Annotated in this window: 12 protein-coding genes; 6 read left to right on the top strand and 6 right to left on the bottom strand. The window is 64.7% G+C overall.

Annotated elements, in window-relative coordinates:
* Positions 1–22: 22 nt before the first annotated feature.
* The 3 genes from AUC69_RS09260 to AUC69_RS09250 form a co-directional block, all read right to left on the bottom strand.
* Entirely contained in the window at positions 23–1,096 is a 1,074-nt protein-coding gene (locus AUC69_RS09260; RefSeq protein ID WP_204377306.1) for a cupin domain-containing protein, read from the bottom strand.
* A 109-nt stretch (positions 1,097–1,205) separates the two neighbouring features.
* The gene (locus tag AUC69_RS09255) at positions 1,206–1,709 is read right to left on the bottom strand and encodes a pyridoxamine 5'-phosphate oxidase family protein (RefSeq protein ID WP_069441906.1); all 504 of its coding nucleotides are present in this window, start codon (positions 1,707–1,709) and stop codon (positions 1,206–1,208) included.
* Between the two features lie 164 nt (positions 1,710–1,873).
* Positions 1,874–2,371, bottom strand: a complete 498-nt coding sequence (locus AUC69_RS09250; protein ID WP_069441905.1) for a pyridoxamine 5'-phosphate oxidase family protein — start codon at positions 2,369–2,371, stop codon at positions 1,874–1,876.
* A gap of 211 nt (positions 2,372–2,582) precedes the next feature.
* On the opposite strand from AUC69_RS09250, the gene typA reads away from it, so the two are divergent.
* From typA to AUC69_RS09235, 3 genes are all read left to right on the top strand, one after another.
* Positions 2,583–4,412 (top strand): translational GTPase TypA, encoded by a 1,830-nt coding sequence (gene typA, locus AUC69_RS09245; protein ID WP_244500187.1) that lies wholly within the window; start codon positions 2,583–2,585, stop codon positions 4,410–4,412.
* Between the two features lie 68 nt (positions 4,413–4,480).
* On the top strand, positions 4,481–4,987 hold the full coding sequence (locus tag AUC69_RS09240; protein WP_069441904.1) for a GNAT family N-acetyltransferase: 507 nt from the start codon (positions 4,481–4,483) through the stop codon (positions 4,985–4,987).
* A 93-nt stretch (positions 4,988–5,080) separates the two neighbouring features.
* A complete protein-coding gene (locus AUC69_RS09235) occupies positions 5,081–7,159 on the top strand; it encodes a putative bifunctional diguanylate cyclase/phosphodiesterase (protein ID WP_069441903.1) in 2,079 nt (692 codons plus the stop codon).
* Positions 7,160–7,171: 12 nt separating this feature from the next.
* Here the strand turns inward: AUC69_RS09235 and AUC69_RS09230 are convergent, their stop codons facing one another.
* Complete coding sequence (locus tag AUC69_RS09230) at positions 7,172–7,744, bottom strand: hypothetical protein (protein ID WP_069441902.1); 573 nt, start codon at positions 7,742–7,744, stop codon at positions 7,172–7,174.
* A gap of 146 nt (positions 7,745–7,890) precedes the next feature.
* Here AUC69_RS09230 and dapB point away from each other — a divergent pair, with 146 nt between their 5' ends.
* Entirely contained in the window at positions 7,891–8,709 is an 819-nt protein-coding gene (gene dapB, locus AUC69_RS09225) for a 4-hydroxy-tetrahydrodipicolinate reductase (RefSeq protein WP_193427415.1), read from the top strand.
* Between the two features lie 209 nt (positions 8,710–8,918).
* The gene (locus tag AUC69_RS09220; RefSeq protein WP_069441900.1) at positions 8,919–9,572 is read left to right on the top strand and encodes a 2,3-bisphosphoglycerate-dependent phosphoglycerate mutase; all 654 of its coding nucleotides are present in this window, start codon (positions 8,919–8,921) and stop codon (positions 9,570–9,572) included.
* Here AUC69_RS09220 and AUC69_RS09215 read toward each other — a convergent pair.
* Positions 9,569–10,018 carry a DUF2244 domain-containing protein gene (locus AUC69_RS09215; RefSeq protein ID WP_069441899.1) on the bottom strand — a complete coding sequence of 150 codons (450 nt, stop codon included), beginning with the start codon at positions 10,016–10,018 and terminating at the stop codon, positions 9,569–9,571. The genes AUC69_RS09220 and AUC69_RS09215 overlap by 4 nt on opposite strands.
* 288 nt (positions 10,019–10,306) lie before the next feature.
* Between AUC69_RS09215 and nth the strand changes: the two genes are divergently transcribed.
* Complete coding sequence (gene nth / locus AUC69_RS09210) at positions 10,307–10,933, top strand: endonuclease III (protein ID WP_244500186.1); 627 nt, start codon at positions 10,307–10,309, stop codon at positions 10,931–10,933.
* A gap of 180 nt (positions 10,934–11,113) precedes the next feature.
* Here the strand turns inward: nth and AUC69_RS09205 are convergent, their stop codons facing one another.
* A complete protein-coding gene (locus AUC69_RS09205; RefSeq protein WP_280136637.1) occupies positions 11,114–11,800 on the bottom strand; it encodes a sulfate transporter family protein in 687 nt (228 codons plus the stop codon).
* Positions 11,801–11,853: the final 53 nt, after the last annotated feature.

Raw genomic sequence — 11,853 nt, 5'->3', positions numbered from 1 at the left:
CAGCCATGGCCGAAGCAGGGCGCTAATCGGGCATGATCACCGCATCGCCCGGCATGTTCTCGAAAATGCTCTCCTTCACCCCGAAATTGGTGGCAAGCAGGAGGTCCGGCGTACCGGCCATCCAGGCCGTGATCGACACGGATTCATAGGTGCCGTTGTTGAGCACCACGATCACCTCGAGATCGTCCTTGCCCGTGTTCTCGATATAGTGGCCGTAGCCTTGCGGCACGTAGCCGACATCGCCGACGGCGAATTCATCCGTTCGCGCGCGGCCGCCAGAGCCGAACACGGTCATGCGCGCACTGCCCTTCAGATAATATTGCCACTCCGCTGCGTTGGGATGCCAGTGCAGCTCCCGCATGCTGCCGGGCGCGATGGTGAGCAGTGCGCCGGTCATCGTGGTGGAGATGGGGAACTCGACCTCCGAGGCGATGCGCATCTCTCCGCCGGCAAACGGCTCCGGTGCCTGGGCCAGAAGCCGGTAGCGGTGGCTCAACGGCGGCGCGTTCAGCGAGGCCGGTGCCGGATCCTCGGCCAGCGGCGGCGGCACGGGACCCCTCGCGATATAGACTTCCTTCTTGGGAAAATCGGCGAAGTCCGAAGCGGGCAGCCCGAAATTCTTGGCCAGCACCTCTGGCGGCACATGTCCCAACCAATCGGTGATCGAGAACGTGCCGAACTCCGAGAAGTAGCCGTTGTCGAACACGAGGATGAAGGTGCAGCCGCCGTCCAGCCCTTGAATCGAGTGGCCATGACCGCGCGGGAAGTACCAGACATCCCCGGCCCAGAAGTCCACGACCTCCGCTTGGTTCTCCGGATCGATGGTGGTGACGCGCGCGCGCCCATCGATCATATAGGCCCACTCGGCGGCATTGGCGTGCCAATGCAACTCGCGCACCGCGCCCGGCTCGAGCGTCATGTAGACGCCGGCGAGCTTGTCCGATACCGGGAACTGGACGACCGTCGCCTCCTTGGCGGTGCCGCCGTCGAATTGCTTGGTCGGCTGCGCGCCGAGCGGATAGCGAAAGGAAGGAAGCTCCGGCCCAGCGAGCGGCGGCGGCGCGGGCCCGAAGGGCGGCTGCATGGATTCGCTCAATTCATCCCCCAAAACCAACGGCGACACGTTTGCGAGTTTCGCCAATCCGATTGGGCGCAGCAATGATTAGTTCAAAGCCGCCAGATGAAATTTCTTGGAAGCGCGCCGGCTAGAACAGCTCGACGGTGACCTTGTCCGTCTCGCCGAGATTGGCCTTGATGCCGAACAGCCGCGCCTTGGCGAACTGGAAATCGGCCACCGCGCAATTCAACGGGCCGTCCCACATCTCGGCGCGCCACAGCTCGACGCGAATCGCCATGAGGTTCGGATCGTCGGGACCGCTCAGCCATCCGTCCTGCTGCCGGTCCCACAGCGCCCGCGCGCACTCCGGGTCACGGCTGACGAAGGCCTCGCCGGTCAGGGCCAGATAGACGTTCTCGTTGGGGTACACGAAAGTGAGATAGACCTCGGGACGGATTTCGACCTCGTCGTCCTTCAGCCCGCGCTTGTCGGTGAGGAAGTAGATGACGTTCTCGTCCCGCTCCGGCAGGGCTTCCATCGGCCGGACGCGCATGCCCTCGGAGAAATGGGTCGCCATCATGCAGACCCGGGCTTTCTCGATGATCTCCCAGATCCGGTCGATGTTGGCCTGCTCGTTAATGTGCTGGTCCATGAAGCTGGAACCCCCGTTTATGACACAAGCTCCTACCCTGGCCGAACCAAGCCCGCGATGCCGCTCAATCCAAACGTCGTGGTAAATCAAATGCTTGCATCCTCAACGCTGAGTTGCGCGCCGTGGCGCCGCAGCCTGGATACTGCGGATCGGTGTTCGGGCCGTCACCGCATGTCGACTGTCGCCTTGCGGTTTTCGCCGAGATCGGGCTTCTCGCCCGTGACCCGTGCCTTGGCGAATTCAAAGGCGGCAACCGCCGAACTCGCCGGACCGTCCCAGATCTCACCGCGTCGCGGCTCCACCTGAAGCACGAGGAGGTTCGGATCGTCGGGTCCGTTCCACCAGGCCTCCTGCTTTTTGCTCCATAGCGCTTGCGCCTGGGCGGGATCGCGGCGGGCGGATGCTGTGCCTGTGATAGATAGATAGACGCGGTCCTCGGGACAGACGAAGGTGAGGCAGACCTCCGGGCTTGCTTCGATCTCGTCATCCTTCAATCCGCGAATATCCGTGAGGAACCAGATCACGTCCTCCTCGCGGCTGGGCATGGCCTCCATGGGCCGCGCGCGAAGGCCTTCGGCGAAGTGGGTCGTCATCATGCAAATCCGTGCCCGATCGACGACCTCCCACACCCGGTCGACATGAACCTGTTGAGCCTCGGTCATGAGACGCCAACGCGGGCACCGGCCTCGGGTTCCAATTTTCCCTGGAATCTGCTTCCGTTGGCCGGCTGGCGTGCCTATATGCCGGCGATCCGGGCCCGCTTAACCCAGACGGTGCATTGCCCTTCGCGTCGCATTGTGGTTGCAGCCGGAATGAGTATAGTGCGCCGCACAATGAACAGGCCGCCGCGCGGCTGAAAGAACATCTCCGACAATGACGCTTCGCAACATCGCCATCATTGCCCATGTCGATCATGGCAAGACCACCCTCGTCGACCGCTTGCTCCAGCAGTCCGGCTCGTTTCGCGACAATCAGCGGGTCGACGAGCGCGCCATGGACTCCAACGATCTGGAGCGAGAGCGCGGCATCACCATTCTCGCCAAGCTACGTCGATCGTCTGGGACGATAACCCGGATCAATATCGTCGACACGCCGGGCCATGCCGATTTCGGCGGTGAGGTCGAGCGCATCCTGAACATGGTGGACGGCGCACTGGTGCTGGTGGACGCCGCCGAAGGCCCTCTGCCGCAGACCAAGTTCGTGGTGTCGAAGGCGCTCAAGATGGGCCTCAAGCCCATCGTCGTTATCAACAAGGTCGATCGCGCTGACGCGCGCGCCTCCGAGGTCTTGGACGAAGTGTTCGACCTGTTCGCCGCGCTCGACGCTAGCGAGGAGCAGCTCGACTTTCCGATTCTCTACGGCTCGGCCAAGGAAGGCTGGATGGCCGCGAGCCCGAAGGGCCCAAGGACGCCGGCATGCGGCCGCTCTTCGATCTCGTCCTGGAGCATGTGCCGGAGCCGCACGTCGGAGGACGGCCCGTTCCGCTTGCTCGGTACCATTCTCGAGGCCAATCCGTATCTTGGCCGCATCGTCACCGGCCGCATCACCTCGGGCTCCATCGCCCCGAACCAGGCGGTCAAGGTGCTCGACCACGACGGCAATCTCGTGGAGCAGGGCCGCGTCTCCAAGGTTCTCGCATTCCGCGGGCTCGAGCGTGTGGCGCTCGACGAGGCAAGCGCCGGCGACATCGTCTCGCTCGCCGGCCTGCCCAATGCCACGGTGGCCCATACCATCTGCGCGCCCGAGGTCATGACGCCGCTGGCTGCCCATCCCATCGATCCGCCCACCCTGTCCATGACCTTCCGAGTCAACGATTCGCCGCTCGCCGGTACCGAAGGCAGCAAGGTGACGAGCCGGATGATTCGCGACCGCCTGCTGCGCGAGGCGGAAGGCAATGTCGCCCTGAAAGTCACCGAGTCCAAGGAGAAGGATTCGATGGAGGTCGCCGGCCGCGGCGAGCTTCAGCTCGGCATTCTCATCGAGACCATGCGCCGCGAGGGCTTCGAGCTTTCGGTGTCTCGGCCGCGGGTCCTGCTGCGCGCGGCGGAGGACGGCACACTGCTCGAGCCGATCGAGGAAGTGGTCATCGACCTCGACGAGGAGCATTCCGGCGTCGTGGTGCAGAAGCTGTCGGAGCGAAAAGCCGATCTGGTGGAGATGAAGCCGTCAGGCGGCGGCCGTCAGCGTTTGGTGTTCCACGCCCCGACGCGTGGGCTGATCGGCTATCAGGGCGAGCTCCTCACCGACACGCGCGGCACTGGCATCATGAACCGCCTGTTCCACGGCTATGCGCCCCACAAGGGCGCCATCCAGGGCCGGCGCAACGGCGTGCTGATCTCGACCGACCAGGGCGAGGCGGTCGCTTATGCGCTGTTCAACCTGGAGGACCGCGGACCGATGATGATCGACCCCGGTGTCCGCGTCTATCGCGGCATGATCGTCGGCGAGCACACCCGCGAGAACGACCTTGAGGTGAACGTGCTCAAGGGCAAGAAGCTCACCAATATTCGCACCACCTCGAAGGACGAGGCCGTGCGCCTGACGCCGCCCATGCGCATGATTCTCGAGCGCGCCCTGGCCTATATTCAGGACGACGAGTTGGTCGAGGTGACGCCAAAATCGATTCGTCTGCGCAAGCGGTATCTCGATCCCAACGACCGCAAGAAGGCCGAGCGTCAGCGCATGGCCGAAGAGGTCGCCTAAGCGCGAAGGCCGGGATAACCGCAACGTCCCCTTTGCCCGGCGCCTCGATCCTGCGCTAGGCTGACGCCATGTCCGTCGATGTCGCACACATCAGACCTGCCCGGGCAAAGGACGCGCCGGCCCTCTCGGCCGCCTATGAAGAGGCATGGCGCAACGCCTATCAGGGCATTATCCCGCATCTCTCGCTCGAACGCATGATCGCCCGCCGTGGCCCGCGCTGGTGGGAGAGCACGCTGCGCAAGCGCGCGCCGCTGCTGGTGCTCGACTTCGGCGGCGACGCTGCGGGTTATGTGACGTTTGGCCGCTGCCGGCTGGGCCGCGCGCCCTTCCAAGGCGAGATCTTCGAGCTCTACCTCCATCCCACCTATCAGGGCCTCGGCCTCGGCGCGAAGCTGTTCGAGGGCGCGCGCATCCGGCTGGCGGAGATGAGATTAAAAGGTCTGTTGGTTTGGGCACTTGCCGATAACGAAGCGGCCTGCGGCTTCTATCTGAGCCTTGGCGGCAAGCCCACTGCCGAGGGCGCCGAGAGCTTCGGCGACACTTCCTTGCGCAAGATCGCCTTCGCCTGGCGCTAGGCGTTAACCGCTCATTAACCGCAACCGTTGGGCGAGCCTTAACAACCACCGCTTAGGGTCACGGTTTCTCTTGTCGTATGGGAACACGTGAAAATGACAGAAGTCGGCGCTCGGGATCGGCTGATCATGGCCGGTCTGGTGATTCTTGGTCTCCTCACCGTCGTAGCCGGCGTCATGTCGGGCCGATCCACCATCAATTACGTCCTCGGCCGGGATGCCCGCGAGGCGGCGCTGGCCTGGACGGCAGAAATCGACGCGCGCCTGAGCGAGCCGGGCGTGCCCGAGCGGGTCCTCGACAAGAAGCTGCAAGTCCTGAACGCGGTCGCGCTGAGCGAGGCGTCGGCGCAGTCCGCCGATGTGAGTCTGCCGGCAAGCCCCAGTTTCCGTGAGGACGGTCTCAGCCTGGTCGATGGCCTCGACCGGCTCACCCGCGGCTGGTTCCTCGGCAATATCGATGAGACGCAGGGCCAATTTGTGAGCAAGCTGGATGGCTTTGCCGTGCTCACGCCCGGACGCAAAGCGATCGCGGTCGGCGGCAGCCTCTCTCCCGACGCGCTTGCCGACATTCTTGGCCAGAGCGATGTCGAGACGGCGATCGCGCAATCCGTTCGTGACGACAAGATCGAGCTGGCGGACCTTCCCGGCGGCGAGGACACCCGCTTGGCACTGGTGCCGGTCACCGAAGACGGCAAGGTTGCCCGCCTTTATGCATTCGCCGTCGATCAGACGGCTGCCGCTTCCCTCACCAATATGGCGCTCACCGTGGTGACGCTCACCACCGTGCTGCTCATCGTCATGGGCTTCACCGTGCCCGCGGCTATCGCCTCCCGGCGCATCCGCGAACGTTGGCTTGCCGAGGACAAGATCCGGTTCCTCGCCATGCACGATTCGCTGACCGGTCTGCCCAATCGGGTGCAGTTTCATCAGCAACTCGAGCGCGCCGTGGCCCGCGCCAAGCGCCACAACCAGCTCATGGCGGTTCTCTGTCTCGACCTCGATCGCTTCAAGCACGTCAATGACACGCTCGGTCACGCCACGGGCGACGCACTGCTTGAAGAAGTCTCCGCGCGCCTCAAGGAGAATACCCGCGAGGTCGATCTTGTCGGCCGGCTGGGCGGCGACGAGTTCGCCATCGTCGCCGAGGAGCTCGACACGCCAGAGGACGCCATGCGTCTCGCCCGGCGCGTGTGTAGCGCGCTCAGCGCCGGTTATCGCGTCAACGGTCACGAGCTGACGACGTCGGCGAGCATCGGCATCGCCATGGGCCCCGTCGATAGCGAGCCCATCGAGGTCTTGATGAAGAACGCCGATCTGGCGCTCTATCGCGCCAAGGAAGACGGCCGCAACACGTTCCGCTTCTTCGAGCCGGCCATGGACGCCGCTCTCCAGAAGCGCCGCCGCATGGAGAACGATCTCCGCAACGCCCTACGCAAGAATCAGCTCTACCTGGATTACCAGCCGCAGTTCGGCCTCGATAACGGCAAGCTCACCGGCTACGAGGCGCTGGTTCGCTGGTGGCATCCGTCCGAAGGCGAGATCCCGCCGACGACCTTCATCCCCATCGCCGAGGAGACCGGGCTCATCGCGCCGCTCGGCGAGTGGATCCTCAAGACGGCCTGCACCTACGCCACCACCTGGCCGCTCGACACCAAGCTCGCCGTCAACCTCTCACCCGCGCAATTCAAGACCCAGGACGTTTACGGGCTGGTGCGCCGTATCCTCGCCGAGACCGGGCTCGAGCCCGAGCGTTTGGAGCTGGAGATCACCGAAGCCATCATCCTGCAAAACACCGATGCGGTCATCGATACGCTGACCAAGCTCGATCAGCTCGGCGTGTGCATCGCCATGGACGATTTCGGCACCGGCTATTCGAGCTTGAGCTATCTCACCCGCTTCCCGGTCAAGAAGATCAAGATCGATCGATCCTTCATCGACACCCTCGGCACCAGCGAGCGCACGAGCGCCATCGTGTCGTCCATCGTCGGTCTCGGCCAATCGCTGCATGTCACCATCACCGCGGAAGGCGTGGAGACCGAAGGTCAGGCCGCCATGCTCAAGCAATGGGGCTGTGACCAAGTGCAAGGCTATTACTACGGCCGGCCGGAGATGGACGTCACCGACGAGGACGAAAATCGGCCGGCCCAGCCGCTGGACCGCCCGCTCGTCGCTTAGTCGAATCGCTGCCTAGTCGACCTGGGTCCCGTCGGGACCGTAGTCGCGGATCTTGTCGCGCTGGCAATCGAAGCCACGCGCCTGGCTGTCGGCGATCTCCCGCGCGAGCACGTTGGCGTTGGGATTGCCGGTCGCCATGACATGGGCGACATGGCAGGCATCCGTTTGGCCGAGCTTGGTGATGACAAGCGTCGAGCCCTTGGCGCCGTCGGAGTCCCAATGAAAGCGAAGAATGGTCGCGAACGGCACCCCGTCCGCCAAACGCCATTCGAGCGTCTCGCCGGTCGTGTTGAACGCCGGCAGGGTCTGAGTCGCAGCGGTCTGGCTGTCAGCGCCCGGCCCATAGGACACGAACATCCGCAGATCGCCTTCGGCCACCCGCACATCCATGCCGCCATAGCCTTTGCACCGGAACACGCCGCCGACTTCCTCGTCCCCAGGCGGGGTCACGGTCCGGCAGGCCTCGAGCTTGAGGGGCGTGTAGGCGCTGACGATCTCCTCGGCGGCGGCTTCGAGCGGCAGAAGCGGCGAGACCGAAGCAGCGGCCAGCCCCACGGCGAGAAGGAGGTGCGACTTTTTCGCCATGGGCAGTTTGACTCAAATCAGATCGGGTCTTCGACCGTTACGGGACTTGTGAGCGATGCCCCGGCGGCCTAGAAGGACCTGGGGATCTTTGGAGCACCTTCCTACCATGGCGGCGGCTCCATCGCATCAAGGGTGGCCGATTCACGATGAGTGACATGAGGATCGCCGTGCTGGGCGCCGCCGGGCGCATGGGCCAGGCGTTGACCCGGACCCTGGCGGAGACGCCGGGCTGCACCGTCGCCGGCGGCCTCGAGGCCGAGGGCTCGCCCGCCATCGGCCAGGATATCGGCACACTCGCTGGCCTTGATCCGCTCGGCGTCGCCATCACCGACGATGCCTTGCATCTCTTCGCCCATGCGGACGGCGTGCTCGACTTCACCTCGCCCGCCGCCACGGTGGCCTTCGCCGGGCTCGCCGCCCAGGCCCGCATCGTTCATGTCATCGGTACCACGGGCTTTTCGGAAGACGATCTCATCAAGCTCGAGGCGGCCGCCCGTCATGCGGTCATCGTCAAGGCGGGCAATATGAGCATGGGCGTCAACCTTCTGGCCGCGCTCACCGCGCGCGTGGCGGCGACGCTCGGGCCCGAATTCGACATTGAAATCCTCGAGATGCATCACCGTCACAAGCGCGACGCGCCGTCGGGCACCTCGCTGATGCTGGGCGCCGCCGCCGCCAAGGGGCGCGAGGTGTCTCTCGCCGAGCACAGCGTCCGGACCCGCGACGGGGAGACCGGCCCGCGCCGCACCGGCGATATCGGCTTCGCGGCGCTGCGCGGTGGCGACGTGGTCGGCGAGCACCGGGTGATCTTCGCCGGCCGGGAGCGTATCGAGTTGGCCCATATCGCGTCCGACCGCGGGATTTTCGCCCGCGGCGCCGTGACGGCCGCCCTGTGGGGGCGCGGCAAATCCCCTGGCCTATATTCCATGGCCGACGTCCTTGGCTTGCAAGTCCTTGGCTTGTAACCCGCCCGTTGATATCTGGGTCATTGCCATTGGCAAGACCACGGGTGAACGCCTAAAACCGGGGTCCGCATGGTCGGAAAGTGGCCCTAAAGAGAGGCGATGGTGAGCCTGAGTTTAACCTTCCCCTCCTATGCTGGCGGCGATCCCAGTGGGCCGCGCAAGCCCGTCGGGGCACCGGACACACGATGACAGGGCGCCTTCCAAAGGACATGCTCCAAAAGGCAAGCGACACGCCGCCGAAAGCCGAGAATGTGCTCGTGCTGGTCCGTCATGGCCAGAGCGAGTGGAACCGGCTGAATATGTTCACCGGCTGGAAGGACGTGGGCCTCAGCGAGGAGGGCATGGCCGAGGCGCACGGCGCCGGCGCCCGCCTGAAGGAGGAGGGCCTGCATTTCGACAGCGCCTTCGCCTCGACCCTGAAGCGCGCCCACAACACCCTCGACATCATTCTGGAGGAGCTCGGCCAGGACAAGCTGCCGATCATCAAGGCCGCCGCCCTCAACGAGCGCGACTACGGCCAGCTCGTCGGCATCAACAAGGAAGAGGCGCGCAAGCGCTTCGGCGCCGAGCAGGTCCATATCTGGCAGCGCTCTTACGACATCGCCCCGCCCGGCGGCGAATCCCTGAAGGACACCGCCGCGCGCGTCTGCCCTTTTTACGACAGGTGGATCGTGCCTGAGCTGCAAGAGGGTAAGAACGTCATCGTCGTCGCCCACGGCAACTCGCTGCGCTCGCTGATCATGGAGCTGGACAAGCTCACGCCAGAGGAGGTGAAGGACTATTCGCTCGCCACCGCCGTGCCCGTGATCTACCGCATCAATGCCGACGGCAGCGTCGCGGAGAAGCGCGACCTCGCCGCCTAGACGGCGCCCGGGTTTCGCGCGCCGCCGAGCGCGGCCTTGAGCGCCGCGGCGAAATCCTCGCGCTCCGGGTCGGTCAGGAAGCTGCCGAACACCAGACGCTTTCCGTGGCTGACGATCGACAGCTCCGACATGCGGCCCACCCGCTCCTCGAGATCGAGCCGCACCCAATAGGGATTGAATTGCCAGGATTGCGCCCGCCCATTCGGCGCGACGCGCGTCACCGTCAGCGCCTCAGCGGCAAGCTCCACCGTCTCGTAGACGCGCAGCGCGCGGAAGTTGAGCTTGAAGCACACATAGACGAGCAGCACATCGAGCCCCATGAAGCCCATCACCGGCCAGGCGCCCATCAGGTAGAACATGAGCCCGGTGCCGAAGCTGATGGCGCTGATCGCCGCCATGAACACCATGAAGCCTTTCGGGCCCAAAGAGCGGTGCGGCGTCAGCACGGCCCTGAATTGGGGGGCCGGGTCTGTGAATGGTGGCCCGAAGAGTCTTGTGGGGCGGGGCGGGGCTCTGTCATAGCAGTGAAGCTAATACAACTTGGGCGGTAGGCAAGGGCCTGTGGCAGTTCGATCGAAAGCCAAAAAGCCGGTGAACAAGAGGCCGGCGAAAGCGCCCCGGCGGAAGCCCGTCACCGGCAAACGGGCTTCGGGTAAGACGGCCGATGGCAAGACCGCGTCGAGTAAGACGGCGTCGGGAAAGACGGCGCCCGGATCGCTGCTGACGGAAGCCAGGTGAATGAGATTTTCGCCCGCTTCCAGGCGGCCGATCCCCACCCCAAGACGGAGCTCCGCTACAAGGACACCTTCACCCTGCTCGTGGCCGTGGTGTTGTCGGCGCAGGCCACCGACGAATCCGTCAACCGCGCCACGCCCGCGCTGTTCGCCGTGGCCGACACCCCGCAAAAAATGATCGCCCTCGGCGAGGCCGGCGTCACCGACAAGATCAAGACCATCGGGCTCTACCGCAACAAGGCCAAAAATCTGATCGCGCTGTCGAAGAAGCTCATCGAGGAGCATGGCGGCAAGGTCCCCGCCGCCCGCGAGGCGCTGGAGACTTTGCCCGGCGTCGGCCGCAAGACCGCGAATGTCGTGCTCAACGTGGCCTTCGGCCAGCCGACCATCGCCATCGATACCCATATCTTCCGCGTGTCGAACCGCACGGGGCTGGCGCCCGGCAAGACGCCGCTCATCGTCGAAGAGACCCTGAACCGCGTGGTGCCCGACCGCTACAAGCACAACTGCCATCACTGGCTGATCCTGCACGGACGCTATGTGTGCAAGGCGCGCAAGCCCGAATGCTGGCGCTGCATCATCGCCGACATCTGCCTGTTCGAGCCGAAAACGGCAGCCCCGGCTTAGCGGCTCGCGGGGGGCGGGCATATGCTAGAATGCAGACTCATTCCTTTTGCAAACCAAGGGGATGGCCATGCGAGACTACCTCATCGGCTTGGCCGCGACGATCATCATCGGCCTCTACGCGACCTACTTTTTCGCGCCCGACTTCTTTCACCACTGGGTGGATCGCCTGCTGTTCAGCGGCTAGCCCACCACCCGCGACGAGAACCCGCCGCGCACCGCCATCCGCTTGTACATCCGCACCATGAAGCCCGTGGCGAAGAGCGGCGTCACCAGGTTGAGGATCGGCACCGAGGCGAGACCGGCGATGAGCAGTCCGCACAGCAGAACCGTCAGCCGGTTCGACTTGCGCAAGCGTTTCGCCTCCGCCGCCGAGACATGGCGCATGGCGGCGAGCTCGAAATATTCCCGGCCGAGCAGATAACCGTTGCCCACATAGAAGGCGACGAGGTTCACGCCGGGAATCAGCAGTAGGAACAACGCCAGCAAGTTCACCGCCAGCACCACGGTAAAGAACTTGATCGCGAGCCAAATGGACTTCGCGGTGGGCAGTTCGCGCCCGGGCGGATCGGACGGGAAGGCGGATCGCTCCACCTGGCCGGCGATGTCGTCGAGATAGAGACCGGCGATGAGCGAGGTCACCGGTGGAATGAGGAAGATCGAGGCGGCGACCAGCGCCAGCCCGCCGAGCCACTGGATCGCGGTCTCGATCCAGTCGGGCCAGGCGACGAAATGGGTGAACGACCACTCCACCGCGACGATAAGCGCGGCGAGCAGGGCCAGGGTGAAGCCCACGCATTTTATCATCACCGCGCGGAATGGCGGCGTGAACAGCTCTTGGAAGCTTGACCTGCGGCGGCGAGCATGAATTTGTCCCCTGAACTTCCGGCAGGGCGAATATAGGGACGCCGGCGCGCCAGACC

Source organism: Methyloceanibacter superfactus, assembly GCF_001723305.1.
Classification (GTDB): domain Bacteria; phylum Pseudomonadota; class Alphaproteobacteria; order Rhizobiales; family Methyloligellaceae; genus Methyloceanibacter; species Methyloceanibacter superfactus.
The sequence above is the reverse complement of the archived record's forward strand: the minus strand, read 5'-3'. Positions and strand labels throughout refer to the sequence as shown.

What these genes read in the sequence shown, in the direction of transcription:
- AUC69_RS09255 (WP_069441906.1), bottom strand. Translation starts at nt 1,709, where the DNA reads ATGGACCAGCACATTAACGAGCAGGCCAACATCGACCGGATCTGGGAG.
- AUC69_RS09250 (WP_069441905.1), bottom strand. Translation starts at nt 2,371, where the DNA reads ATGACCGAGGCTCAACAGGTTCATGTCGACCGGGTGTGGGAGGTCGTC.
- typA (WP_244500187.1), top strand. Translation starts at nt 2,583, where the DNA reads ATGACGCTTCGCAACATCGCCATCATTGCCCATGTCGATCATGGCAAG.
- AUC69_RS09240 (WP_069441904.1), top strand. Translation starts at nt 4,481, where the DNA reads ATGTCCGTCGATGTCGCACACATCAGACCTGCCCGGGCAAAGGACGCG.
- AUC69_RS09235 (WP_069441903.1), top strand. Translation starts at nt 5,081, where the DNA reads ATGACAGAAGTCGGCGCTCGGGATCGGCTGATCATGGCCGGTCTGGTG.
- AUC69_RS09230 (WP_069441902.1), bottom strand. Translation starts at nt 7,744, where the DNA reads ATGGCGAAAAAGTCGCACCTCCTTCTCGCCGTGGGGCTGGCCGCTGCT.
- dapB (WP_193427415.1), top strand. Translation starts at nt 7,891, where the DNA reads ATGAGTGACATGAGGATCGCCGTGCTGGGCGCCGCCGGGCGCATGGGC.
- AUC69_RS09220 (WP_069441900.1), top strand. Translation starts at nt 8,919, where the DNA reads ATGCTCCAAAAGGCAAGCGACACGCCGCCGAAAGCCGAGAATGTGCTC.